At 47.8% G+C, this 26,001-nt stretch carries 26 protein-coding genes; 10 read left to right on the forward strand and 16 right to left on the reverse strand.

Going from position 1 to position 26,001, the window contains the following annotated elements:
- Positions 1 to 22: 22 nt before the first annotated feature.
- From MHM95_RS13490 to MHM95_RS13515, 6 genes are all read right to left on the reverse strand, one after another.
- Complete coding sequence (locus MHM95_RS13490) at positions 23 to 745, reverse strand: glutaredoxin (protein ID WP_053909820.1); 723 nt, start codon at positions 743 to 745, stop codon at positions 23 to 25.
- Positions 742 to 3,861 carry an efflux RND transporter permease subunit gene (locus MHM95_RS13495; protein ID WP_239385542.1) on the reverse strand — a complete coding sequence of 1,040 codons (3,120 nt, stop codon included), beginning with the start codon at positions 3,859 to 3,861 and terminating at the stop codon, positions 742 to 744. The genes MHM95_RS13490 and MHM95_RS13495 overlap by 4 nt, the downstream gene beginning before the upstream one ends.
- Positions 3,858 to 5,315, reverse strand: coding sequence for an efflux RND transporter periplasmic adaptor subunit (locus tag MHM95_RS13500; protein WP_151173435.1), 1,458 nt, complete (start codon positions 5,313 to 5,315; stop codon positions 3,858 to 3,860). Before MHM95_RS13500 ends, MHM95_RS13495 begins: the two co-directional genes overlap by 4 nt.
- Before the next feature lie 65 nt (positions 5,316 to 5,380).
- Positions 5,381 to 5,731: a hypothetical protein gene (locus MHM95_RS13505; RefSeq protein ID WP_239385543.1), complete on the reverse strand. Its 351-nt coding sequence runs from the start codon at positions 5,729 to 5,731 to the stop codon at positions 5,381 to 5,383.
- A gap of 23 nt (positions 5,732 to 5,754) precedes the next feature.
- Positions 5,755 to 6,381, reverse strand: coding sequence for a paraquat-inducible protein A (locus tag MHM95_RS13510; protein WP_239385545.1), 627 nt, complete (start codon positions 6,379 to 6,381; stop codon positions 5,755 to 5,757).
- A gap of 44 nt (positions 6,382 to 6,425) precedes the next feature.
- The gene (locus tag MHM95_RS13515) at positions 6,426 to 7,688 is read right to left on the reverse strand and encodes an HDOD domain-containing protein (protein ID WP_239385547.1); all 1,263 of its coding nucleotides are present in this window, start codon (positions 7,686 to 7,688) and stop codon (positions 6,426 to 6,428) included.
- Between the two features lie 183 nt (positions 7,689 to 7,871).
- Here MHM95_RS13515 and MHM95_RS13520 point away from each other — a divergent pair, with 183 nt between their 5' ends.
- The 3 genes from MHM95_RS13520 to MHM95_RS13530 all read left to right on the forward strand — a co-directional run bounded on the left by MHM95_RS13520 (position 7,872) and on the right by MHM95_RS13530 (position 10,080).
- Positions 7,872 to 8,570 carry a transporter substrate-binding domain-containing protein gene (locus MHM95_RS13520; RefSeq protein ID WP_239385548.1) on the forward strand — a complete coding sequence of 233 codons (699 nt, stop codon included), beginning with the start codon at positions 7,872 to 7,874 and terminating at the stop codon, positions 8,568 to 8,570.
- 63 nt (positions 8,571 to 8,633) lie between these two features.
- Complete coding sequence (locus MHM95_RS13525) at positions 8,634 to 9,200, forward strand: alkylphosphonate utilization protein (protein WP_022945395.1); 567 nt, start codon at positions 8,634 to 8,636, stop codon at positions 9,198 to 9,200.
- Between the two features lie 91 nt (positions 9,201 to 9,291).
- Complete coding sequence (locus tag MHM95_RS13530) at positions 9,292 to 10,080, forward strand: META domain-containing protein (RefSeq protein ID WP_239385550.1); 789 nt, start codon at positions 9,292 to 9,294, stop codon at positions 10,078 to 10,080.
- 70 nt (positions 10,081 to 10,150) lie between these two features.
- Here the strand turns inward: MHM95_RS13530 and MHM95_RS13535 are convergent, their stop codons facing one another.
- Positions 10,151 to 12,343 carry an EAL domain-containing protein gene (locus MHM95_RS13535; RefSeq protein WP_239385552.1) on the reverse strand — a complete coding sequence of 731 codons (2,193 nt, stop codon included), beginning with the start codon at positions 12,341 to 12,343 and terminating at the stop codon, positions 10,151 to 10,153.
- 142 nt (positions 12,344 to 12,485) lie between these two features.
- Between MHM95_RS13535 and MHM95_RS13540 the strand changes: the two genes are divergently transcribed.
- Both MHM95_RS13540 and MHM95_RS13545 read left to right on the forward strand, forming a co-directional pair.
- Positions 12,486 to 13,025 carry an SRPBCC family protein gene (locus MHM95_RS13540; RefSeq protein WP_239385554.1) on the forward strand — a complete coding sequence of 180 codons (540 nt, stop codon included), beginning with the start codon at positions 12,486 to 12,488 and terminating at the stop codon, positions 13,023 to 13,025.
- Positions 13,015 to 13,893 carry a TIGR03899 family protein gene (locus tag MHM95_RS13545; RefSeq protein ID WP_045979212.1) on the forward strand — a complete coding sequence of 293 codons (879 nt, stop codon included), beginning with the start codon at positions 13,015 to 13,017 and terminating at the stop codon, positions 13,891 to 13,893. Before MHM95_RS13540 ends, MHM95_RS13545 begins: the two co-directional genes overlap by 11 nt.
- Positions 13,894 to 13,936: 43 nt before the next feature.
- Here MHM95_RS13545 and MHM95_RS13550 read toward each other — a convergent pair whose 3' ends face one another.
- From MHM95_RS13550 to MHM95_RS13580, 7 genes are all read right to left on the reverse strand, one after another.
- A complete protein-coding gene (locus MHM95_RS13550) occupies positions 13,937 to 14,695 on the reverse strand; it encodes a TIGR04219 family outer membrane beta-barrel protein (RefSeq protein WP_239385556.1) in 759 nt (252 codons plus the stop codon).
- 12 nt (positions 14,696 to 14,707) lie between these two features.
- Positions 14,708 to 15,694, reverse strand: a complete 987-nt coding sequence (locus tag MHM95_RS13555; protein WP_022945389.1) for a DUF2333 family protein — start codon at positions 15,692 to 15,694, stop codon at positions 14,708 to 14,710.
- Between the two features lie 8 nt (positions 15,695 to 15,702).
- Positions 15,703 to 16,188: a copper chaperone PCu(A)C gene (locus MHM95_RS13560; protein ID WP_138547028.1), complete on the reverse strand. Its 486-nt coding sequence runs from the start codon at positions 16,186 to 16,188 to the stop codon at positions 15,703 to 15,705.
- A gap of 132 nt (positions 16,189 to 16,320) precedes the next feature.
- A complete protein-coding gene (locus MHM95_RS13565; protein ID WP_022945387.1) occupies positions 16,321 to 16,527 on the reverse strand; it encodes a PspC domain-containing protein in 207 nt (68 codons plus the stop codon).
- A 145-nt stretch (positions 16,528 to 16,672) separates the two neighbouring features.
- Positions 16,673 to 17,680, reverse strand: coding sequence for a tRNA dihydrouridine(20/20a) synthase DusA (gene dusA, locus MHM95_RS13570; RefSeq protein ID WP_239385557.1), 1,008 nt, complete (start codon positions 17,678 to 17,680; stop codon positions 16,673 to 16,675).
- 161 nt (positions 17,681 to 17,841) lie between these two features.
- Entirely contained in the window at positions 17,842 to 18,840 is a 999-nt protein-coding gene (locus tag MHM95_RS13575; protein ID WP_235419519.1) for a substrate-binding domain-containing protein, read from the reverse strand.
- A 102-nt stretch (positions 18,841 to 18,942) separates the two neighbouring features.
- Positions 18,943 to 19,515 (reverse strand): manganese efflux pump MntP family protein, encoded by a 573-nt coding sequence (locus MHM95_RS13580; protein ID WP_045979206.1) that lies wholly within the window; start codon positions 19,513 to 19,515, stop codon positions 18,943 to 18,945.
- A 191-nt stretch (positions 19,516 to 19,706) separates the two neighbouring features.
- On the opposite strand from MHM95_RS13580, the gene MHM95_RS13585 reads away from it, so the two are divergent.
- Entirely contained in the window at positions 19,707 to 20,348 is a 642-nt protein-coding gene (locus MHM95_RS13585) for a LysE family transporter (RefSeq protein WP_239385559.1), read from the forward strand.
- 28 nt (positions 20,349 to 20,376) lie between these two features.
- Here the strand turns inward: MHM95_RS13585 and MHM95_RS13590 are convergent, their stop codons facing one another.
- A complete protein-coding gene (locus MHM95_RS13590; protein WP_022943884.1) occupies positions 20,377 to 20,985 on the reverse strand; it encodes a MarC family protein in 609 nt (202 codons plus the stop codon).
- Positions 20,986 to 21,100: 115 nt separating this feature from the next.
- Here MHM95_RS13590 and MHM95_RS13595 point away from each other — a divergent pair, with 115 nt between their 5' ends.
- From MHM95_RS13595 to MHM95_RS13610, 4 genes are all read left to right on the forward strand, one after another.
- Positions 21,101 to 21,535, forward strand: coding sequence for a transcriptional repressor (locus MHM95_RS13595; protein ID WP_022943883.1), 435 nt, complete (start codon positions 21,101 to 21,103; stop codon positions 21,533 to 21,535).
- Positions 21,536 to 21,608: 73 nt separating this feature from the next.
- The gene (locus tag MHM95_RS13600) at positions 21,609 to 22,076 is read left to right on the forward strand and encodes a chemotaxis protein CheX (RefSeq protein WP_022943882.1); all 468 of its coding nucleotides are present in this window, start codon (positions 21,609 to 21,611) and stop codon (positions 22,074 to 22,076) included.
- The gene (locus MHM95_RS13605) at positions 22,073 to 22,510 is read left to right on the forward strand and encodes a secondary thiamine-phosphate synthase enzyme YjbQ (RefSeq protein ID WP_022943881.1); all 438 of its coding nucleotides are present in this window, start codon (positions 22,073 to 22,075) and stop codon (positions 22,508 to 22,510) included. Before MHM95_RS13600 ends, MHM95_RS13605 begins: the two co-directional genes overlap by 4 nt.
- A 381-nt stretch (positions 22,511 to 22,891) precedes the next feature.
- On the forward strand, positions 22,892 to 23,434 hold the full coding sequence (locus MHM95_RS13610; protein ID WP_022943880.1) for a DP-EP family protein: 543 nt from the start codon (positions 22,892 to 22,894) through the stop codon (positions 23,432 to 23,434).
- A gap of 5 nt (positions 23,435 to 23,439) precedes the next feature.
- Here MHM95_RS13610 and MHM95_RS13615 read toward each other — a convergent pair whose 3' ends face one another.
- Positions 23,440 to 25,995, reverse strand: a complete 2,556-nt coding sequence (locus MHM95_RS13615) for a serine/threonine-protein kinase (protein ID WP_239385561.1) — start codon at positions 25,993 to 25,995, stop codon at positions 23,440 to 23,442.
- Positions 25,996 to 26,001: the final 6 nt, after the last annotated feature.

Here is a 26,001-nt window from a genome sequence, read left to right on the forward strand (position 1 = left end):
CATCCACTGTTAGGTAATTATTTCACCCTAGGGTGTAAAAGATCCAAAGACCCATTACCAACATGATGGCGTTTTCAGAAAAGCTGACGGCCCCTAGAGGGACTGATTGATTACCACCAACACACGCACAGTTGAGGTCACGCTTATCGATATATACGGCTTTAAATACCGATATCCCGCCAATGAGACCAGCAAAAGTCGCAATCACAGCCGTCGCCCATGGCCATAAGCCACTGAGCATCCCCAGTCCGGCGGCAAGCTCTAAAAACGGATAAATGTACCCATAAGCAGGGAGCTTCATGGTCAGTAGGTCATACTGTTTAAAGCCATTAACAAAACTGCCTATATCCATCAATTTTAACAGCGCCAATAAACACAGTGATGCGCCCATAAAACTCATCACTAAGGTCGATAATTGCCATCCCATATGCCCGGCGCTGAGCGCAAGAGCGATAGCAAAAGCGGTGCTAAATACTGCTATAACGGGCGTATAGCTTTGCTCATCGTCTTGTTCATCGCTCTGTACACCAAAGTGCTGCTGTAAATCATCGAAGCCGCCAATACGCTCACCATCCAAGATGATTTGCGGTGTAGTGCCAACATCGAAGCGAGATTTAAGTGCTTGCTCCTCTTCCTTATCGGCAAAAACATGATCTTCATAGTCAACATTCTGGCTATCAAGGAGCGCAATGGCCTTTTCACCAAATGGACAACTCGGTTTGCGATAAATATGATTATTACTCATCTCGACTCCTTGTTTGTGTGTTTTACCCGCCATAAGAAATACACAGCCGGGATAACGATCAGTGTCAGCAATAATGCACTTGCCATGCCACCGACCATAGGCGCGGCAATGCGGCTCATAACCTCACTGCCGGTACCGCTGCCATAGAGTACGGGTAACAGCCCAATAATAATGGTCGCAACCGTCATCATTACAGGGCGCACTCGCAATCCAGCACCGGTTTTAATCGCTTGGCGTAACTGAGCCGGTGTTAATGGCCCATGCCGGAGCTTGGCCTCATCATAAGCTTGATTTAAATACACCAGCATAATCACGCCAATTTCTACGGCGACACCGGCAAGAGCGATAAAGCCCACACCCACAGCCACCGACAGGTTGAATTGCATCAGGTAAAGCAACCACACCCCACCGATAAGCGCCAATGGCACCGTGCCCATGATAATGGCGACCTCAGCAAAACGGCGAAAGTTTAAAAACAACAAAATAGCGATAATAGCGAGGGTCAAGGGCACCACATAACTGAGCTTGGCTTTCGCCCGCTCCATATATTCATACTGACCCGCAAAACGCAGTGAGTAGCCAGGAGGTAACTCCAAAGACTGCTGCAGATAGGCTTTAGCTTCACTAACATAGCTGCCCATATCGACATTATTGATATCGACAAACGTCCAGCCGTTAATGCGCGAGTTTTCGCTCTTGATCCCCGCAGGCCCCGAAGTGACGCGAATGTCGGCAACATCATCGAGCTGTAATTGCACGCCAGTAGGGGTAATAATGGGCAACCTCCCTAAACTTTGTGGCGAATCACGGTAGCTTTGCGGAAAGCGCAGGTTAATGGGGTAACGCTGTTGCCCTTCGATAGTTTGCGTTAGGGTTTGCCCCCCTACCGCAGTGGCAATCATGCTTTGCACTTGCGCCATAGACAGCCCATAGCGGCCAAGCAGCGCGCGGTCAAAACGAATATCTAAATAGCGTCCTCCTGCCACCCGCTCAGAGTATACCGAGGCAGTGCCGGGAAAGTCTTTCAATAAACGCTCAATATCCTGACCTATTTCTTGAATTTTATTTAAATCTGGCCCCGCCACTTTGATCCCCACCGGGGTTTTAATACCGGTGGCGAGCATATCGATCCGGGTTTTTATCGGCATCACCCAAGCATTGGTTAACCCAGGAAATTTAACGAGGGCGTCTAACTCGTCCTTAAGCTTATCGATGGTCATTCCCTCACGCCACTGGCTCTTTGGCTTAAACTGAATAAAGGTTTCAATCATGGTCAATGGAGCAGGATCTGTGGCGGTATCAGCGCGGCCTATTTTACCGAATACCGATGCCACCTCTGGCACGGTGCTGATCAATTTATCGGTTTGTTGCAGTAGTTCTCGCGCTTTACCGATTGATAACCCTGGATAAGTGGTGGGCATGTACATTAAGTCACCTTCATCCAAAGGCGGCATAAATTCGCTCCCCAGCTTACTCAGTGGGTAGTAGGTCGCCCCACCCACTGCCAGCACTAATAACAAAGCAATCTTAGGGAAACGCAATACGCCACCGAGCAGCGGCCGATAAAGCGCAACCAATAGCCGGTTTAATGGGTTTTTATTCTCACTGACTACCTTGCCACGAATAAAGTAGCCCATAAGCACAGGGACCACGGTAATAGCAAGGCCGGCAGCGGCCGCCATTGCATAGGTTTTGGTGAACGCCAACGGCGCAAACAAGCGCCCCTCTTGGGCTTCAAGAATAAACACCGGCAAAAAGCTCACTGTGATAATAAGCAAGCTAAAAAATAGCGCCGGGCCCACTTCGGCCGCCGACTGCGCAACAATACGCCAGCGGTTATCGTTGTTCAGCGGCTCTCGCTCCATGTGTTTGTGCATGTTTTCTATCATCACAATGGCGCCATCGGTCATTGCCCCAATGGCGATAGCAATCCCGCCCAACGACATGATATTGGCGTTAATTCCCTGCATATACATGACGATGAATGCCACTAAGATACCCAGCGGTAAGGTGATCACCGCCACCAGCGAAGAGCGCAGGTGAAAAAGGAAGGCCGCGCACACCAATGCCACAATGATGAGCTCTTCAAGCAACTTATCAGCTAAGTTATCAATGGCGTTGCCGATGAGATTTGAGCGGTCGTACACCGGGACAATTTCCACGCCTTCAGGGAGGCTGCCACGCAGTTCATCTAGGCGCGCCTTAACACCATCAATCGTACGCTGAGCATTCTCACCAAAGCGCATCACCACAATACCGCCAACAACCTCACCTTGACCGTTAAGTTCAGCTATACCCCGGCGCATTTGCGGCCCCAGCGTCACTCGCGCTACATCGCGCAGCAGCAGCGGCACACCATTGTTTTGAATCCCCAACGGCGTTTGCGCTAGTGCGTCAGTAGATTGAATATAACCGGTGGCAGTGACCATATACTCGGCTTCGGCTTGTTCTATCACAGAGGCGCCAATCGCCTGGTTGTTATCTTTTACCGCCCGTGCCACCATCGCCACAGGAATGTCGTAGGCGCGTAATTTTTGCGGGTCGAGCTCAATTTGATACTGCTTTACCATGCCACCGACCGTGGCCACTTCGGACACCCCGTGCACCGCTTGCAGTTCGTACTTTAGCAACCAGTCCTGAATACTGCGCAGTTCACTTAAATCATGGCTGCCTGTGGTGTCAGTGAGGGCATAAATGTACACCCACCCGACCCCGGTGGCATCGGGACCCAGACGCGGCTGAGCGCTGCTCGGTAAGTCTCCCTCTACTTGTGACAAATACTCTTGTACGCGTGAGCGGGCCCAGTACATATCGGTGTCATCATCAAAAATGATGTAGACGTAAGAATCGCCAAAGAACGAAAAACCGCGCACGGTTTTTGCCCCCGGCACTGACATCATGGCGCTGGTGAGTGGAAAGGTGACCTGATCTTGTACCACCTGAGGGGCTTGACCAGGGTAGCTGGTTTTGACAATCACCTGCACATCGGACAGATCTGGAATGGCATCAACCGGGGTGTTCTTTAAGGTATATAAACCGGCCCCAGTGAGCATCAAGGTCATTAAAACCACTAAGGCTCGGTTTTTTATCGACCAATGAATAATAGCCGCGATCATGATGCACCTTCCTGCTCACTTAGAATCTCAATATCGGTGATCACAAATTGCCCTGCGCGTATCTCAAAACGAAAGCGGATTTGCATACCTTCACTGAGAAAATCAGTGGCCAATCCAGCATCTAATTTGAAATCCATAGTCGTCGCTTCGCGATTCCATTTTGCAATCGGACCTCGCGCGATACGCACGGTACGCTCAGCGTGATTAATGGCTTTTACTTCACCGTTCACCCTAGCATGGGCATAATCGCGTTTATCTAAGCGGGCCAGCTCAGCTTGTTTATTCGACTCGGAATCCAGTAAGAACTGACCCGAGGTCACTATTTCTTGGCCTGGCTCTAAGCCGGCGAGAATCTCAACCCATGAATCGGCCACGCGACCGGTGTGCACCGCTACCGATTTAAAGCGTCCATCGCCGAGAGCCAGCACCACACGCTGTCCTTGCGCGGTATTAATTACCGCTTGCTGGGGCACACTCAAGGTCGGGGCGTTATTGCTGGCATCAATGACAACTTTGGCAAACATATTCGCCTTGAGCGCACCATTTGGATTGGCAAAGCGCAATCTCACTTGGGCTGTGCGCGTCGTCGTATCAAGGCTGGGGTAGACGTATTCAACGCTGCCACGCCAGCGCATTTGTGGTAAGTAATCCAGCGTCATAACCGCGTCTGCGCCTTCGTTTAAATACGGCAATTGACGCTCATGGACATCGACAATCACCCATACTTGGTCGGTTGCAGCGATATCCATTAATGAATTTTCGGGCTTAACGTAAAAGCCTTCGCGCACATTAAGCTGCTCAATCACACCATCTTGTCGCGCATAATAGGTGATATTCTGCTGCACCTTGCGTGTTTCGGTGAGCTCCTCGATAAAGCTGGGGGCAATTTTAAACGCTTTCAGGCGAGCGACTGCGGCGCTGCGCAGCACCTCGTCTTGGCTATTAAGGGCAAGAATAAATTCCTTTTGAGCGTTGACTAAATCAGGGCTATACAAAGTATATAAAGGCTGGCCCTGACTGACTTTCGCGCCTGCAGATTTGACATAAAGCTGTTCAACCCAACCCGCCACTCGCGGGTGCACATGAACCATGGCTTCTTCATCGTAGCGAATATTGCCAAACGATGTAATCGAGTTAACCAGTTGCCGCTTGGACACTTGCGCACTGCGAACACCGAGGTTGTTCTCAACACTGGCGCTAATGGCAATGACGCCCGGCTCATCTTCAGGCTCGTCATAGACCGGCACCAAATCCATCCCCATAGGAGATTTTCCCGGACCATCGCGGCGATAGCTGGAGTCCATTGGCGCGACCCAGTAAAGCGGCTGTTTCTCAGCGCTTTGTTGTTCTTCGGTTGATGATGCGGGTGCACCATCGTGACTTACTTGGGTCACACCCCAAGTAACTGCAGCCGCAATACCCATCGCGAGTGCATACTTCACTAATTGTTTCATTTTGCTTACCTAGAAATAGAGATATCAACAGTATGTTGCTGTGCGCCGGACGCACTGGTGCTAGGTCAAGCGATAATAGGGGGTCTAAATAGGCTAGTGGCGAGTCGCGTGGGGGCACGACTCGGTTGTAGATGTGACTTCGTCGCAACAACGGTACTTGCAACAACCATGCTGTTGGCTATGAAAGCTTGGGCATGACACAAACTATCTGGGCAGGTGCACTGCATATCCTGCTCGCAACAGTCATGTTGACTGGGCTGGCTATCGGCCATAACCGCGTGATGTGCCATCATCGAACTCATAGCATCATTTTGCTGTTTCATGTGAGTACACTGGCCTTGCACCGACGCACTCACCGGCGTACTAGCTAAAACTAGCAGCAATAAGGTGATGATGTAATGCGTCACTTTCGCCATAGTGAATGAAAGCCTTGGTTAGGTTATTTGCTATGTGTTTGCAGCTCGCGCCGCATCTCTTGGTTAATCAGTATACTTGATATAATCGACATCAGGCAATACGCGAAAAACAACCAAAAACCAATGTGCAGTTGCGCGTTCATATCCACAAGTTGCCCAAAGTGGTCATCGGCATTACCTCCCAGATAGGTAATAATTAGCGCTAAAACAAAAACATCGGCCATACTCCACTTACTTAGCAGAGCACTTAGCCAATGTAGCTTTAAACGCCATTGCCATGTGTTTATCAGCATTGCTAATAATTGTAAGCAGGTTTTAAACAGCGGTATAAGCAGTGAAAATGCTCCCACTAATACTGCGACCAGCACGTTGTCATGGTGATAGAGTTCACTCACCGTCCCCCAAATACTGCGCGTTTTGCCGTAAGCGTCTATTTGCCCCTCGAGCTTATCTAGTCCCAGCATTTGTGACAGCATACTGGGCATACGCCGACTCTGCGAGTCGGATTCAGCTACCAAGGCATCCACTGCGGTGTTGGCTAGTTGTGACTTTTCAATTTTTGCCTCGATAGTCAACGCCGGCTGAGTAACCGCCACAGCAAGAAGCGCCAAGGACCCAAGCAAAAACAATACGATAACAATGCGACCCACAAACGCGCTCCAAATTTATAACTCAAGGTCAGCATACTGTGTCGCTAGTCGCTAAGCAATTCCATGGTTTTATCGCAGTAAATTCGCGATTGTGACAGCGCTGCATACAATACCTGCGGTTCACTGGCTGGGCGAATGGTTTGCAAAATTTCCTCGGCGAGTGGCCACTGGCATTGTTCGCATGCGTACGCCAAGTTAAGAGCTTGGCCCAGCATTCCTTTGGCATTAAGCAAGGCACCGCTGAGCGCCCCATCAAGGGAGAATTCCTTAGCCAAGTTTTCCAGCGACACATCCAACACGGCATCAAGTACAGATAACAGCCCAAGAAGATAACCCTGCTCTACCATCGCCTTGCCTGCTGGCGACACTAATTCGGCAATAAGCTGGGCACGCATTAACCCGAGCTTAGTCAGCTCTGCAGGTTTTTGGGCGCCTAGTTCTCCCAGTGCGAGAACACGAATAAAGCGACGAATACTTTGCTCACCAAGGTAAGTCACTGCCTGTTGTAGGGAGCTGATATTGGCGCGCGTACCACTGAGGCCATTAGCCATTCTTAATATCCGCGCGGTCAACGAAACATCGACACTAATGCGTTTGGCGATTTCTTTGAAATCAATTTCAGCACTCATGGTTAACTGCAGTAATTCAATAATCACACGCTTGGCAGGGCTAATATTTTTAAATTCCAGCATCGCGGGTTTGGCAAAAAAATACCCCTGTAACAGATCGACTCCGGCCCCCACCACAGCTTTTGCCTGCTCAGGGGTCTCAATGCGCTCAACAATAATTTGTGCTTGTGGATACACCATGCGCAATTTTTTTATCAGCATCACTGTACTGATAAGTTTTGGCTCCATTTCAATTTTAATGTAATCCACCAGCTCTAACAGTGGCTGCCACTTGGGATCTTGATCATAATCATCCAATGCAAATCGGTATCCTTTTTTCTTTAAGGCACTGACGACATGAACAAGTTCAGAGACACCTCGGCTGCGCTCAACAATCTCAATTACCGTGTTATCTTTAGGAAGTAGCTGGGGGATTTGCTCAAGTAATGCGTCTGTGGCCAAGTTTAAAAAAGCAGGTAAGCCGGCACTGACTTTTTCAAGCCCTTGCAACAAAATAAGGTCGAAAAACATGCGACCCGTGGCTTTTGAGTCTCCCATTCCTTGAGGAAAGCAATTTTGTGGCGAATCCCGATAGAGAAGTTCATAAGCAACTAATTCGCCGGAGCTTGAGAAAAGCGCTTGCCGGGCGACATATTGCGCCTCCAGCTGTGAAGGGGTCTGGGAGTCTGATTGTTGCATTTACCACCTGTCGCTAAACTCTTCGCTCTACTACTGATATAACGCTTAATCGGTGAGTTGTCACTGTAAAGTTTCACTTTCTTCTTTTCACACCTGCGCAATAGTTGAATTACCACTATGCTAGTTAGTAAATAGCTTAATTTCTTAAAACGAATGCGGTTCTACGTAGTTTGCTTATGTGTCATGGCCTTGCTGATTTCTTCATCGGTCAGTGCCCAGCCGTTAAAATATAATGTCAACGCCAGTGGAAGTTGGTACCCCTATGCTACGCAAAGCGCAAAGCACCCAGGCATTGTTCGCGAATACATCGCGGCAGTGATGAGCGAAGCAGAGATTGCTAGCCAGCATGTGAACTTGCCTCCTAAACGCACCGTTCAGTCCATTCAAGCAAAGCAGCTGGATTTTGAAGTCATCAGCCCCAGTTGGCTTTCCCAAGCGCAGCGCCACGACGAAAAGTTTGTATTCTCTGCACCGCTGTTTCCTGTCGATGAGTATCTAGTGGCACTAACATCTAAAGTACATCAATACCAAACACGCGACAGCATTTTTCGCCAAACAGTGGGCACGGTAAGAGGGTATTATTATCATGATGATAATAGGTTCGAACGTATGGATTTTAATAGCGAACGAGAGTTGATCCTAGCTCTACATCGAGGTCGCATTGATGTGGCGATCATCGGCGATTTACCGGCTAAATATTGGGCTCATCGTTTGGGTGTTGATATCGTTTTAGGGGCTCGCCACTCAAGCGGACGGATGCATATCCGCTTGCTGCGCGAACATCAGCCGCTATTGCCTCGAGTGAATCAAGCAATTGAGGAGCTAAAAAGCCAAGGTTTGTATGAGAAGCTGAAGCAGCGATATATCGCGCTTTACCTGTAAAACATTACCTTTTGTAAGGTTATTTTGGTTATAATTGCCATTTCTCCCTACCAAAAGTTAACTATGAGTATTGAACAGACCCTCAAACAGCGTAGTAATAACACCTGCGAACTATGCGCCAGTCAAGATAACCTCAGCGTCTATGCGGTACCACCTGAAGGCGAAGCCCATTCAGATAAAGCTATTTTAGTCTGTGCCACCTGTGCAGCGCAGCTCAATGGTGATGAGCAACTCAGCGCAACCCACTGGCATTGTTTAAATGACAGTATGTGGAGCCCAATCCCAGCAGTACAAGTTGTAGCTTGGCGGTTGTTGAATCAATTAAGTACCGAGCACGGCTGGGCCATGGACATGCTTGATATGCTGTATTTGGATGAACCTACGCAGCAATGGGCTCAGGCTGCCATTGCTGAAGAGGAAGATGTTATTCATCTCGACGCCAATGGCGTGCGCTTAAATGCAGGTGATACCGTGACACTTATTAAAGATCTAGATGTAAAAGGCTCAAGCTTGGTGGCGAAACGTGGCACCGCCGTGCGCAATATCAGCTTGACCTCTAACCCTGAACACATCGAAGGACGTGTAGACGGACAGCGCATAGTCATTGTCACGCAATATGTAAAAAAATAAAAACCCCTCAGTGTCATGGCGATGTACTACATTAAGTACCTATTAATGCATATTTTCTTACACTTTCGTTAGCATTTAAGGAGTTTTTGTAATGAGTATGAATGTCACTTTACCCGCCGTGGCTCTGACCACACTTCTACTTGGCGCTTGTAGCAGCTCAGTTGAGCCGCAACAGCAAAATATAGCTCCTGCGGTGCAGAGCAAAACCATGCAGGTTCAGGTTATGTACCGCGACCGCAGTTTGCTTCCGCCTGGGGCTGAGCTAAAGGTTACCTTAGCCGATGTTTCCTTGATGGACGCACCCGCAAAAGAACTGGCAAGTAAAACCCTGCCCTTGGAGGGAGCGCCTCCGTATAACGTTGAGCTCACCTTTGACTCGTCTGAAGTAATCGCCAATATGCGTTACAGTGTGAGTGCCAAAGTCACTCGTAATGGCGAGCTACTCTACATTACCACTGAGCACAACGATCCCTTTGGCACCGTGCAGTCACAAAGCCCAATCAAAGTCATGATGGAAAAAGTTGCGAAGCCCGATGTGTCTCTGACGAATACCTATTGGAAGGCCATCACCTTGAAAGGTAACAAGGTACAAGTAACTGAACGTGAGCCGCATATGCAGTTTCACGATGATGGTAAAGTAAGTGGTTACTTAGGCTGCAACAACTTTACTGGCCAATATGTTAAGGGACAACATTTCGGCTTGCGTTTTAAAGCAGTCGCTAGCACCAAGAAAATGTGTATGGACTCGATGGCGCAAGAAAGTGCAATGAGTGAAGCGTTAATGAACACGTTCAGCTACGACATCATGGGTGAAAAACTCGTTTTTCGTGACGAGCAAGGGAGCAACTTAGCCACCTTTCAAGCTGTCTATTTCAACTAAAGAAGCTACTGGGTTAACGCTTATGTTTTAGCACAGCGTTAGCCCTAAATCGCGGCCAGCCTAGTGAAGGTTAGTTGCTCAACTTTAAGTAAGTATCAAGTTTTTTGCCATCTAAGGGCTGCGCATAGTAATAACCCTGCCCTTCGTGACAACCAATGGATTTTAAAAATTGCAGCTGTTGTTCGGTCTCAATGCCCTCTGCAATAACCCGTAAATTCATTCTGTTAGCTAACGAGACCACTAGCTCGGCGATTTCACCGTTGTCCTGATCGGGGATCCCTTTAACAAAAGCTCGGTCTATCTTGAGCCGATCAAAGGGTAACTTGTGTAAGTAACTTAACGAGCAAAATCCAGTGCCAAAATCATCAATCGCCACGTCAATACCGTAACTTTTGAGCTCATTAAGCGTGCGCGTAACCTGCTCAACCTCGTCCATAACAACGCTTTCGGTGATTTCCAACTCTATTTTATCACTGGGTACGGCAAAGCGTACCAAGGTTTGCGCAACGCTCTGAGCATAATCAGACGCTTTAAACTGTGGCACCGAGACATTCACCGATATTTGCATATCAACGCCATGCTGGGCTAGCTCTCGCTGTTTGGCACAGGCCTGTTCAAGCACCCACTGGCCAATCTCTATAATCATCCCCGCGTCTTCAGCCAAAGGCACAAATACGGCCGGAGAAATAAACTGACCTTGTCCTATCGGCCAACGCAATAGTGCCTCACAACCATAAGGCTGCGCCGTTGCCAAATCTACTTGCGGTTGGTACCACACCTCTAGTTTGCCATCTGCAAAGTCTTCCCGTAGGCGTCTTATCATCGCCAAGCGATGGCTCACCTGCTCTTCCATTTGTTTATCAAAGTAGCAGTAACTATGGCTAATATCGGCTTTAGCATGGCTTAACGCGATCGACGCTCGCTTTAAGGTGCCCAGCGCGCTGCTGTCAAAATGAGGCTGAGTGCACAATCCGAAGGTAAAATTTAAATGCAGCTGATGCTCAGCCGCGATAAAGGGCGCACGCAACAACTGTTGTAATTGCGCAAAGGGGAGTTGCTCCTCATTACTTACTACAGCGAAGAGATCTGCGCCAAGCCGCGCTACGACTTGCGTCTTTTGATGCTGCGCTTGCAAACGCTGCGCCACAGCAACTAACAGTAAATTACCAATATCGTGGCTGAGCCCTTCATTGATGTCGGCAAACCGGGCAATATCAATCAGTACTAAATAATCGTGGGCGTTGGTGTTTTTTTGTAAGCGCTCCAAAGCGGCGATAAAGCCGTTACGTGAACATAACCCGGTAAGTGAGTCTTTAAACGCAACATTGCGTAACCTATCCACCAACAGTACGTTGTCGAGGCCTACGCCCACATTGGTTAAAAGTAGGTCAATGTATTGCATCAGCGCATGCTCAATAATGTGTTCACCCTCAAGGCAAATGACATACTGCTGTTGTTTGGCACGAAAGAAAAAGCTCACCGAGTGTTCGTTATGCTGGTGCTGAGCTAATTTAAAACTGGCTTTGATCTGCTCTTTTACAGAGGCCGTTAAAGCGCTTTCTTCGATATGTTGGTGATGCACATTTTGATACTCACCGGTGCCCCCATAGACAATCTCCACACCGTCATCATCTAAGCCACATACCACCCCTTGTTGCGGACCCGCTGTAAAATGAGCAAGGTGTTTAATCGCTGCGCGACTCAAAGGCAGTAACTGGCTGAAATTCAGTATTTGCTCACTTGCCAGCAGCACTTGGGAAAGGGCATGACTTTGCATAGATAATTGCGTTACCTGCTGGTGCGAGCGTAAGGCCGTTACCATGGTGGTGGCAAGCTTCGAGCGGGTCAGTTCAGTTTTAGTGCGGTAGTCATTAATATCGTATTGGCGGATGATCTGCTCTTCAGGGGCATAACCTGGCTGCCCTGTACGCAACACAATGCGTACCACGTGATTTTTTAACTCTTCACGCACCCGTTTGGCAACAATTAACCCGGCATCGTCGCTTTCCATAACAACATCAAGTAACACCACCGAAATAAGCGGATTGTCACGCAAAATATCAACCGCTTGCGTACCATTAAAAGCGTGATGAAAGCGCAACCCCTTACCGTTGAGCTCAAAGTTAGACAAGGCTAACTCCGTCACTGAGTGTATTTCAGAGTCGTCATCAACAATGAGCACATCCCAAAACTCTTGGGGTTTAGCCGGCTCCTCGTCAAATTCTTCATTAAGAAAAATAAAATCACTACTTGGCGAAGACATAGCCTTCCTTCGAAACCGTAAACAATCGAATATTCACTTACTTAGATGAGCAATATTCACAACTACGGAGATAGAAAATTAAGTTCTAACAGTATAGTCTAATCTTTTGACTATGCTTTTTGTGTTTCTGCGCAGAGGTACTGTGATAACCCTAGCACGCAATGTAATAAAAACTCTAGTTTTACTCGCGCTCATACTGGTGCTGATTGGCCTTGTCGCCAAACAACATTATCGCGTTGAGCGCAGTATTACTCTGGATGTGCCGAGCGCAGCGATAAAGCCTTGGCTATGGGATTTAACTCAGTGGCAACAATGGCTAGCGCTACGCCAATTCGACCAACAAGCTCGTTTAGAAGTTCGTGCGCAAGCCCAAGGAGTTGGCGCTCATTTAGGCTGGCAAGGGCAACGCTCCCAAGGGGAGCTAAGTATTGTCAGTGACAGTGCATCTACTCTCAACTATCAATTACTGGTCAATAACGAATACCTCTCGCATGGCCAGTTCCAATTAGTCAGTTCAGGGGAGCAGACCCGTATCTTATGGCAGCAACAAGGTGAAATCACTCTACCCGTCATTGGCCCCTATTTGGTCTGGTTTACCGAACATACCCTCGCTAATACCATGACTCATAGCCTAAATAATTTAAAAACAGTGGTGGAATTGGAGCACAAGGATGAGCAGTAAAACCTTCACTGCGCAAACCAAACTGGCGCAACTTATTGCCCAACGAGTTGGTTTTAAAATAAAAAAACAACGCAACTCTTTACCTGTACCGGCCCAAGAAGGAGGCTATTCCCGCCAAGGAGCTCGCCCCAGTGGGTTTGTATTCGATCAACGAGTGCCTCTTGCAGAGCGAGCCCTCAAACGTGAGGAACTCAAGCGCCTAAGACAGCAACACAATATAGAGTCAATACTCGCCCAGGCCATGCAATACTGCCCAGACACTAAAACCGATGGCTATGTTGACCCTGATTGGTTTGAGCGCTTTATGTCGCTTGCCGAAGACTCCGCAACAGCGTCCATGCAGCAGTTATGGGCAAAAATTCTTGCTGGAGAAACGCTGGCTCCGGGGACCTTTAGTATCAAGAGCTTGCAAACGCTAAAGCAAATGACCCAGCGCGAGGCACTGGCTATACAAAAAGCCGCTGCACTGTGTGCTCAGCTCGACTTTGATCATTCTCATATTATTTTATTGGGTTATTACAAACGCCCGTCGTTATTCGACTTACTGCGCAAAGGCAATAAGGAGCAACTCAACTTGGCCAAGGCGGGACTCAGTTACCCTCAAATATTAACCTTGATGGATTGCGCTGTGCTGTATCGCAAAGAAATTGAGTCAGCGAACTTTCGCGCCAAACAGCAGCTAAAACTGCGCTTTTACGATACCTCATTAACGCTCACAGCCAAAAACAGTGACTTAGTTCTGAGCTACTACAAATTCACCCAAACGGGTGATGAATTAAGACGGCTGCTGCGTGCTACATTGAGCCCTACGTTTAAGCAAGCAATAGAGCAAGCACTGCAGCGTGACTTCGATTTAGAGTGGTCATAAATACAAAAAAAGCGGCCTGCGCCGCTTTTTCAAAGTTTACTATTTAAAAGTGAACTTGTAGTCCTGCAAAGGGGCCTGAAACATCAATATCAGTATTGATATCATCAACATCATCAAGTTCAATCAACATCGCTCGGTAGCCTGCACGTACAGCCACATCCACCGCTAGATTATCAATAAATTCCCACTGCACGCCGACTTGGTAGTCATGCACGGTACTGTCATCTAATGCGAAAAAGCTGCCCTCAGCAAATGCGCTCAAGCCAGTAAAAGGTAAGCCCACTTCACCGCGACCATACACTAGTGGCACAAACCCTGAGTAATCAACGCGCACAGACGAACTGTTGTCGGTCTGGGCAACATAAATATCGCCGTCAAACTGTTTCGCGCTCAAACCTAAATCAATCGACACCGCATCGTTATCAAAAATCTCATAGTAAAGCACATAATCGGTGTGACTAAGCTCTGCATTGGTCATGATGTTGCTGCCTACAGCAAAATCGACTCCCTCAAATTCAAAGGTTTGGTTAAGCAGTGCTCCGCCGCTGATGTCCATCTCCGTGTAACGTAGCTTGACGTTAGGAACCAAAGGAACTGGATGCTCCAATGCTGCGTAGTAGCTGGTGAAGGTTTCATCATCGAAGTTGAAATCTTGCTGCGCATAGCCTTTGCTGCCAAAGCTACCTTCTGGCTCAGCCTGCCAACCTTCGGCCCCCACATAAAGGCCTAACACGGTATCGGCATGGGCCATTGGCGCCATCGCTGCAAGCGATAAACCTGCAGCCACAAAGTATTGTTTCATCATCTACCCTTTTTATCCTTGTGCGAGTAACTCGCTTAACTCAATTAGTGCCGCATTAGCACGAGAAATATAATTTGCCATCACTAACGAATGGTTAGCTACAAGGCCAAAGCCACTGCCGTTAAGCACCATAGGGCTCCACACAGGCTCTTGTGTTGCTTCCAGTTCGCGAATAATTTGCTGGACGCTTACCTTAGCATTTTTCTTTTCCAAAACATCGGCAAAATCGTGCTCAATAGCGTGCAGGAAATGCAGCAACGCCCAGGTAGCTCCCCGAGATTCATAAAACACATCGTCAATTTCCCACCAAGAGGTGCGCACCTCTTGCTGCATAGGTGCATATGTCGCTTGATGTGCTTCGCGATCGCCAGCCAAATCGGTATTAACACGCTCTTGTCCTACGCTGGCGCTGAGACGTTGGCTGAGGCTACCCAAACGCTTTTCAGCCTCTTTTACCCAAGTACGTAAATTATCTGCACGGGCATAAAACTGACTTTGTCTGTCATTACTGTCCGCGATTTGACTGCGGTAGGCAATCAGGTAATCAATGCCTTTTTGATACTCACCTTCGGCACTGGGCCACATCCAAGCAGTGCTACTGATATTAAACTGCGGCTGCGCTTTTTTCAGTGACGGGTGCTCCGTGGATTGCGACTGTGAACGGCTAAAGTCTTTACGCATCGACAACGCTAAATCACGGGTCATCTCCAGCGCTCCGTATTCCCAGGCCGGCATGTTGTCCATCAACACGCTGGGTGGAGCCATATCGTTACTAAGGTAGCCGCCCGGTTTGTCGAGTAATGTTTGCGCGACATTAATCAACGTCGACGTGGTCACATAACCTGTTACTAAGCGCTCATTTCGTTCGCTAGCTTGCTGTTTTGCCTTTTCTACGACATCGAAGCGATCGGGCTCAATGCTCCAATAAACGGCAATGAGATAAAATAATAAAAACAATGCAGCAATGGCTGCGGCAATCTTTCCTTTATGCTGAGACATAATAACTCCTAGTGATGATGGTGCTGATGTTCATCGCTGTTATTGTCTTGCGACTGTTCAAGCAAGTTATAGATGCGTGCCTGTGTGAACACACGGTCGCCATCGGCAAAATACAGGGTCATTTTCAGTTGCTCACCGGCTACCAGTTTCTGACTTGGCGCAAATAGCATTAAGTGTAGTCCACCGGGTTGAAATACCTGTGTTTGGTGCGCAGGAACCTGTAACTCTTCAAGCTTACGCATTTGCATCATGCCATTTTTATGTTCATGAGTATGAATCTCCACACGCCCGAGGGTCTCGATCTCGACCTTTTTCAGTACGCGGTCATGATCGCTGTGGTTCATTAACGTAAGGTATCCCACCGAGCTCTCGCTAGCAGGTAAGAAGGTCCGCACCTTGGCTTCACTCACCATAAGTTCGCCATGAGCAGCACTGTGAAAACTGAGCAGTAACGACACTGCACAGATGAGGGTACCTAGGGTTGTACGCAGCATAGCGCTTCCTTGTTATGTTACTTTAACTGTACCCTAATATAGCTTAATGACGCCTGAGTGTCTGTAATAAAATCAGTGTACTAGCCGCAAATAGAGCGTTATTTGCAGCCATGGTTGTACGTGTTTATATGGCTAAACCACGATATGCTCGTCAAACACGAAATGACAAATAAGGTAGATAGCTGCCACCAGCACTGGGGCATTTAAGAACAAGATCACCATCGCTACGCGGGTTAGCCAAACAGGTAGGTTATGACGTTTCGCAAACCCGGCACACACACCCGACAACTTCTTATCCAAGGCATCGCGATAAAAGCGTTGATAGCTAGAGTCTCGCATGGGAATACTCCTATTAGTTTAATTCACTAAGTGAGCATCAAGTTACATGCCAAAACTCATCACATTGAAAAATAAAGGGTTTTGATTTAAATCATCTTTATGCAATTAGCAAAATAGCTATTTTTTAGTGAATTTAGCAATAAAGTTAGCGGACAAAGCTCAGTGCTGTGACTAAAGTATCGGCCGTGGCATCTTGCTTGTGGCCATTTTCAGATAAATGACGACGATAACCACGGGCACCTGGCATGCCCTGAAATAACCCCAACATATGCCGAGCGATATGCCAAAAGCGCGCGCCTTGGCGCATCTCGTCATCAATATAGCTAAGCATTTTTTCTGCCACTTGGTGGCGGCTCAGTGTGCAACCCTCTAAGCCATATAATGCGGCATCTACTTCGGCCAGTAAGTAAGGGTTACTGTATGCTTCTCGGCCAATCATTACACCGTCAACATGCGCCAAGTGATGTTCACATTCAGCGATGGTTTTAATCCCCCCATTGATGCCGATATGAAGGTGGGGGAAATCTTTTTTAAGCTGATACACACGCGGGTAGTCAAGGGGGGGAACCTCACGGTTTTGCTTCGGGCTCAAACCTTGCAGCCACGCCTTGCGGGCATGAATAATAAAATCATCGCAGCCGACCTTGTGACTCGCCTCTATCAACGCCAGCAAGAACTCGTAACTGTCTTGCTCATCAATGCCAATACGGGTTTTTACCGTCACGGGGACGTCAGTGACCGCCTTCATTGCATCCACCCCCTGTGCGACTAGCTCAGGCTCAGCCATTAAGCAGGCGCCAAAGCGACCATTTTGCACGCGGTCCGATGGACAGCCTACATTTAAGTTGATTTCCGCATAGCCTCGTTGTGCCGCTAACTTCGCGCAATGAGCCAACTCGTCAGGGTTTGAGCCACCCAATTGCAGCGCCACTGGCTGCTCATGCTGGTTAAAGTGCAAATAGTCTCCCTTGCTATGGATAATAGCGCCGGTGGTGATCATCTCGGTATATAGCACCGCCTCTTTACTCATAATACGATGAAAAGTACGGCAGTGGCGATCAGTCCAATCGAGCATTGGCGCGACACTGAAGCGACGAAAAGTCGATTGTTGCCAAGAAGGGGTGAGTTGAGTCTGTGTTGTCGCTTCGTTCATAAACCTGTGCCTGCATTACCAAGAAAACCAACGGGCTCTTTGCGCCGAGTTGTGGGCGCGCAATTATACGTCAATCACACCCTGATTGGTATTATCTAGGCCAATACCGGCTTTCACAGCAACCCGCACCTAAAGAGGTTCACTGATTTTACCTTTGAGTATTAATGGTTTTTCGCGCAGCTCTGCGCGTTATCAGGGGTGCAGTAATGAAAAGGTAAGTAATATTGCTCTTGTTCAGGAAGGTGTTGGTGCTTTACTGCATCATAAAGTAGCTGTGCGCCCTTACGGCCCATTTCATAAGGATTTTGACCTATATTCATGGTGCCAAGGCCGCTCGCTAACGCTTGCAATTGCAGTGTTTCTGTATCGGCAGAGATAATCACTCGCTGCTTCTTAGCTAGCTGCTGTTTAAACTCTGTCATCACCTGTTGATAATCAGGATTAAACTGTGCAAAGCCAGCGACGGCAACAAAGATTGTCGGCTGCGGGTAACTGATAATGGTGCGTAATTGCTTGAGGGCATCATCGCGACGCCCAGCAGTGAAAAGCGGACAACGGGGATGCTCCAGCCAACCACTCTCACCGTTCAAACGCTTGGTACTCCCTGACAAGGCATAACGCACGCCGTCGATGCGCTTGTTTAAGTTCGGCGTAGTGTGATGTCCCGATTGAATACACAAGGTTTGTGGGTGCTCTCGTTTAAACTGCTTTGCCGCCTCACCAAGTGCCACGCCAAAATCAAAGTTGTTAGTGCCCACATAGGCTAAACGGTAAGTTTGATGTTGTGGTGCCAAGTCTGAGTCAAAAGTGATCACCGCAATCCCTTGCTCCTGAGCCTTTTTTAGCGCTCTATTGACCAAGTGCTGCGAGTCGGTGGTAGACACCAATATACCGTCCACACCTTGAGCAACTAAATCTTGCACTACCAGTGCTTGGGTACGAGCGTCTTGGTAGTCATAAGCGCCATCATAAATACAGCGCAAATCGGCTTGGCGCTGGGCAAAGTCTTGGCAACCTTTGAAGGATTGTTCATAAAAGCTGTCGTTCTTGGTTTTGCCTACGACGGCAAAGGTGTACTGGCCATAAGCAACAAAAGACAACATCGCGCAGAGCGCCGAAATAAGCACTAATGCTGATGAGCGAAGATTAAAGCAGTGCAAAATAATTCCCAGTACAACTACCCAAGAAACTTTGGTTTAGAGTAGCTCATCCGGCATTAAAGGCAACATTTAGTTCACAAAACAAAAACAACTGCTGATTATTTAAGCCACTGTACTCAAATGTGAATATAGAATCCACGAGCCAATCACGACCAGCACAACACCGCCTAGGGTTTCTGCTCGTTTGCCGATAACCGTTGCTAAACGATGCCCAAGTAAACTGCCCATAGTTACCATCAGTGCTGTGGCTAAGCCTATCATCAGCGCTGCAAGGTAAATATTGACCGCAACAAAAGCTAGGCTCACCCCTACAGTCAGTGCGTCCAAGCTGGTGCCTATAGCAGTCAGTATCACTTTGGCAATAGAAGACTTTTGTGCTGCTTCGCTTTGAGTGTCGTCATCCTCTTTCACACTTTCCACAATCATGTGCGTACCAAGTAGCAATAACAAGATAAACGCCACCCAGTGATCAAATTCTTCGATGTAGTGGGCTCCAGCATTGCCAATCAGCCAACCGATAAGTGGTGTGGTGCCCTCGATAATACCAAATATCAGCCCCATTTTTATGGCACTGAGCAGGCGTGGATGGCGTAGGTAAGCGCCCTTACTGATCGATGCTGCAAACGCATCGGTCGACATAGCTAAAGCCAATAGCATTAACGCGAAAATACTCATAACAACGTCATAACTGTGTATGCATCCGGCTCTAATCGTGCTGTCACCGATATGCTTGCCCCTGAAAGCGCGAATTATGCGCGCTCCCTCAAGCAAGTGCAACTCAGTATCCAGCATGAGCGATGTTAGCCATGCAAACAGGCGTAATTCGAGATACAGTGTCAGGTCTAACCCGGTAAACGGAATAATCTATGGAACTGTCAGCCTATTTACCCCAGTTATTGTCCATCGCTACGCTAGCAACGATCATGGCCATTAGCCCCGGCGCCGACTTTGTCATGATCACCCGCAATAGCCTAGTATATGGACGTCGTGCCGGTGTTTATTCGGCGCTGGGCGTGGGGTTAGCGATTTGGATTCACGTTGCTTATTCCATAGCCGGCGTGGCGCTGCTCATTGCCCAATCGGTGGTGCTATTCACGGTGATAAAATACATCGGCGCAGCGTACTTAATTTACCTTGGCTATCAAAGCCTGCGAGCAAAGCACCATATCGCCTTGGAGCTAGCGCACAAGGCAGCGCCCAGCAAAGCGTTATCCGCATGCTCGGCTCTGCGTCAAGGTTTTATAACTAATGCCCTAAACCCCAAAACCACGTTGTTCTTTTTAAGTATATTTACTCAGCTGGTGAGCGCCGATACGCCCGTTGCCATCCAGCTTGTGTATGGGCTTATTATTTCTTTGGCACACTTGCTGTGGTTTGTGTTGGTAGCCATGTTTTTTAGCCACTTTGCATTTGTACACGCCCTACAACGTTATCAACGGCTTATCGAAAAAACCTTAGGTGTCATATTAATGGGCTTAGGCGTTCGCATTGCCACACTTAGCCAATAAGTAGCTTAGTTTTGGCAGCGGCCGCGAGTTACAGCGCGAAGTAGTCTTTAATGCCACCGAGAATATTTGTCACCGCCACGGAGCTCAGGATCAGCCCCATGACTCGGGAGATAATGCTTGCACCGCCATCACCAATGAGGTTATGTACGTAGCGCGCCAGCAAAAGTAACAATAACACCACGCCTAAGACGCTAAGCATCATTGATGAGGTAATGGCCTGCTCGACCCAAGTATATTCATTATTACGAGTCATCAGCACCGCACCTAGCATAGCCCCTGGGCTGGCTATTGATGGGATGGCTAAAGGAAATATGGCGGTTTCTGTGGAGTCGCGCACACTTTTAATTTCCGACTCGGGTTTGCCTTCACCAAAAATCATGGTCAGCGCAAACAGCAGCAGTACAATGCCACCGGCAATCTGAAACGCCGCAAGCGGAATACTAATAGCGTTGAGTAGCAACTCACCGACAACGACAAACAGCAGCAGCACTAGCGCCGATACCAGCACCGCTTTGTAAGCCACTTTGCGCTTAAATGCGGCATCTTCGCCGCGCGTCACGGCAATAAATACCGGCACTGTGCCTATGGGGTCAATTACCGCAAAAAAGAAAATAAAGGTGGCCAGTAATTCGTGCACACTTGCTCCTGAAAATTAAAACAAAACGATACCGCTCTCATGCAGACAGAGATAGTAATTTTTATGCGTCATAGTATGCTAGTATAGGTGGCGTTAAGATGAACGAAGGTTAGCTATGAATGTAGATGCGCTTGTCAGTAAAGCTAAAAGAATGTGCGACAGCAAAGGCGCCCGCTTTACTCCCATCCGTGAAAAAGTATTCCGTTTACTTGCCAGCACTAAAAGCGGTGTTGGTGCGTATGACTTATTAGAGCAATTAAAAGTGACAGAAACCAGCGCAAAACCTGCGACGGTTTATCGCGCACTGGACTTTTTAGCTGAACAAGGCTTTATTCATAAAATAGAAAGCACCAACGCGTTTATGTTGTGCCACCATTTTGATTCAATTCATCCGGTGCAGTTGCTTATATGCGATCAATGCGGTCATGTAGACGAGCTGCACTCGAGCGTGCTGTCGCATGAGTTAAGTGAGCTCGCCTCACAAAGCGGCTTTAGTGTAAGCTCGCAAACTATTGAAGCGCATGGCATTTGTAAACGCTGTCAATCTTAGTAACAACTTGCTAGGGTAAAACACGTGCTGCAAGAACAGCAAAATTCACCTTCTGCGAACAAAGGTATGGACAATGAACGTCGAGTTTATTAACCCTTTTCTTTCTTCTTTGGTCAATGTGTTGGCCACGATGGCACAAACTGAACTAAAACCGGGTAAACCTCGCGTTAAAAAGGACGAGGTCGCGGCAGGCGATGTGTCAGGGTTAATCGGTATGGTCGGCCCTCAAACAAAGGGTTCACTCTCTATCACTTTCGATGAAAGCCTAGCGCTTACCATCATGGAACGTATGCTAGGCGAGCGCCCCAGTGCCATTAATGAAGAAGTGACCGACATGGTTGGCGAAATCACCAACATGGTCACCGGTGGCGCCAAAAACTTACTGGGTGAAAAAGGTTATGACTTTGATATGGCGACTCCAGCAGTGGTTTCAGGCACTGGCCACACCATTACCCACAAATGCGAAGGAACCACAATTATCATGCCTTTCACCTCAGGTGATGGCAATGCCCACATCGAGATCAGCTTCGACACCTTATGAGTTGGCAACAACACAGCATTACTTTAAGCGCAAAGCGCCGAGGCTTTCATCTAATTGATGAGGAAATTCTGCGCGCGCTGCCGCAAATTCAAGATTATCAGGTCGGCCTGCTGCATTTAATGCTGCAACACACCTCTGCAAGTTTGAGCATTAACGAAAACGCCGATCCCACTGTGCGCCAAGATATGGAAGCTCACTTTAACTGGGCCGCTCCCGAGCGCCAACCTTTTTATCGCCATACCTACGAAGGTGATGACGATATGCCCGCGCACATTAAAGCCAGTACTTTAGGGTGTGAACTCACCTTGCCAATCAGTCATGGCCAGCTGCAGCTCGGCACATGGCAAGGTATTTACCTGGGTGAGCACCGCGACCAAGGTGGTTCTCGTCGTATTGTTGCCACCTTGCAGGGACAGCTAATAACCTCTGGATAGCTTATTTTTCACGCTATCTACACTGATATGCGCTGTGCACAGACTTTAGCCAAGGTTGGCATGACATAAAGCGGTGTGGACCTGTCACTGTGCGGCGAAGAAAAACGCCAAGGCTTCCCCAGTAATAGCTCTTCGTCCTGAGCCCTTAATTGCAACTAGGTGTCTGCGTCGCTGAAACAGCGCTCGAAAGTAACAATCACTCAGTACTTAAGAACGATAACGCCTTGAACCCTATGCAGCATGCGGCTTTCATTGCCCCAATAAGTTGTTGCCTTACAAGCGATTACAAAAACTATACTTTCCTCACTTACGCGCTATAGTTATAGCCATTCCCAGATAAAGTAATCAAAAACGGTCCATTATCTTAATAAGGAAATGATCATGTCTGAACAAGCCCCTGAAATCCAAGTCCCATGTGAGCCTGGTAATGTTTCGGTCCAAGAGCAGCTAGAACTGATCCCAAGCGTTAACGAGCCTTGGCAAACATATGTTGTGGTTAATGGCAGTAAGCAAAATATCAACGGCCAAGACTACCCTATTCTATTCACTAACAACCCAGCTCATGCAGATTTACAACCGACTCAACATGCTGAATTAGTTGTCACCATCAGTGATAATGATTGGGAGTTTTTTGGCAACGGTGTGGAATACATAAAAAACTACAGCAACTGTAACTACAATGTCGACTCGTCTATCAGTGCCGATAAGAAGCAGCTGACTCTCAAGGTTCATCAAGTAGATACCACGTTTTGTTACGGTAAAGCAGACGACAGTCCTCTTGATCAAGTTATTGAGGTTGCCCCTTCGAGTACTGCTGAGCCATTGAGTATCGGTTTCCGCTTTACTGCGAAGAACACCGCGAACGGTAAATACTATATGTCGCAAGACCCTCGCGTGATAGTTCGCCGTCCAGATGAAGATTAATTAACTCAGTTCACACAGAGCTGAGAGTGGGAGCTGACCATCGCTCTAAACTTTTCAAAATCGCAAAGTGGTTTAAACCAAGGCTGTAAAAACCAGTTTTGGTGGTAACCACTTTTTAAAGCCTCTTCCACATAGTAAAGACTGGAGTTAAAGTCTCCGCCCAGTGCATGCACTAATGCCGCTGTATAACTTAACTCTGATTTATCCTCTGCCAATTTGAAACTATGCTTCAGTGACTTAATAGCTTGCTCATTATCACCCAATTGAGCATAGGCCTGCGCATTTTCAGACCACGCCAAGGCTGATTCACGCCCGTTATTTAGCTGTAATAAGCGCTCATACAGCTCTTTTGATTCCACAAGCTTACCGTTGAGCATATTTATGTCTGCCATATTGAGCATCATCCCGGTGTTTTTTGGGGAGCTCAACAGCGCTTGCTTGGCAAACTTCTCTGCCATAGGGTAGTTCTGCACCATCATGTAGGCGATAGAGAGGTTAGATAAATCAATGCTGTCACTATTCTCATTGAGTGTTTTGCTGTAGCTTTCTATCGCAGAGGTGAAGTCACCTTCAATTAAAGCAATATCAGCTAGGTACTGGTGAGTTCTTCTATCACTAGGGACTTTTTCAACTAAATCAGCGAGCAGGTTTTTCGCTGACTGAAAATCACCCAGCCAATACAAAACGAGCGCGAGCTTTCTTTGTAACCGCAAATTGGGTCTCAAGCTCAACGCTACTTCTAACTTATCTCTGGCCTGTTTATCTTCACCCTCAGCAAGCAGAATTGAAGCCTCCAAATTCAAAATAGCAGCTTGGTCATGACTCACTTTGGTTAACATATCCAAAGCATGCTTGGCCTCTTCTGTTTGCCCCAGCTCTATATTGAGCAGCACTAGGCTTTTGTAGTAGCTGGACAACTTTTTAAATTCACCTGGGGCATTATGGATTGCTGAAATTGCCTGCTTAAGATAAGTTTTTTCATGGGTTGAGTGATACAGCTGCAGCGCAATTTCACGTAGAAGGTTATAACCCTCGACACTGGTTGCACTCTCTTTGACCGTCGCCAGGCTTTTCTCAAACATCTCCGGCGTTGCTACGTTGTCGACATAAAACAACGTATACATCTCAAATAATGGGCTATTACTTTTCATTGTTGATAGCGAGCGATACTCTTCACTATCAATGCCCGGGGGAATAAGGCGTGCAGTATTGTATTTCGCCACGTCATGTAAATTAGTTGTGCCTGCAATATCTGTCTGCCACTGCATACTCTCCTGCACTTGCCAGTTGGGAGCACGTAGCGTACTTATTTCAACGCTACAGTGGCGTTGCTGACAATCCAACGAGCTGCTAATCAGGGTATCGGCGCCGGTGTAGTCGGCCAGCATCTGAAAGTAGCTTTTAGGGTCTCTAAATTGATCACTGTCTTGGCCTTGCGCCAACATATTCATTTCTGCACGGCTAACTAATTGCTGGTCTTGCTGGAGCAACTGCTGCCACATAGCACTTTGTACCGAGCCTTTCAAAGCGCTTTCATAATGCTTAAATTCATCAGGTAGGTTATAGATCTGAGTGGGTAGGATCGCGACCACAGGCTGGTGTAACAGATAAGGGCGTAGCAAGTAGCCTCCCACCAACACTGCCGCACAGACAAAGGCCATCACAAGGTAACGCCAGCGCAACTTTTTTGCTCGTAATGGTGCGCTTTTCTGCGTGGTATTTGATGGTGTAACCGGTTCTGTTTGCTGCTCTAGAATAGCGGCTTGAACTCGTTGTTGCAGTAACTGCTCAAGCTGTTTGCTAAAAGGGCCTCGGCGCAGATTTAAGCGCGCCGCAGGTTGTACGCTAAGCGCTTGCCCTAATAGTGCTTGCAACTGCTGCGGTAATTGCGTGGTGCTGAGATCTAAGTGTTGTCCTTGCAATATTGCCGCGCTGATATCTTGGCCACCTTGTCCAGCAAAGGGGTGCTCGCCTGTTAGTAATTCAATTGCAACAACGGCAAACGAGAACCAATCGCTGTGGTGGCTGAGTGCTTGCCCTTGCAACTGCTCAGGCGACATATAGCCCTTAGTGCCTGCGCTTTGACTAACATGGCTGTTACCGCCCACGAAGCCAGCGATACCAAAGTCAGCCACTTTGACTTGCCCAGCTTCACTGATCAAGATATTGCTCGGTTTCAAGTCACGGTGAATAATGCTGTTGCGATGCGCATGCTCTAAACCCTTGGCAATATCCACCAGCATAGCCAGCTTTTGTTCAAGCGTTAACACATGCTGCTTCTGGTATTGCAGCAGGTTTTTACCGCGACAAAACTCCATCACTAAGTACTGCTGGCCATCGCTTTGGCCACAGTCAAATACTTGAATAATATTGGGGTGATTTAAGCGTGCCAGAAAGCGCGCTTCACTAAGGGCATCTTCGTCTAATTCACTATCACCGCTAGTATTAAGCACCTTAAGTGCCACTGTACGTTCTAGTTTAGTATCAAAAGCTTCGTAGATGGTGCCCATGCCGCCCTGGTACACCACTTTATTCAATTCATAATGAGCAAGCGTGCGCATAGAGTT

Origin of the sequence: Pseudoalteromonas sp. CnMc7-15 (assembly GCF_022347925.1) — a bacterium.
GTDB classification, from domain to species: Bacteria; Pseudomonadota; Gammaproteobacteria; order Enterobacterales; family Alteromonadaceae; genus Pseudoalteromonas; species Pseudoalteromonas ruthenica.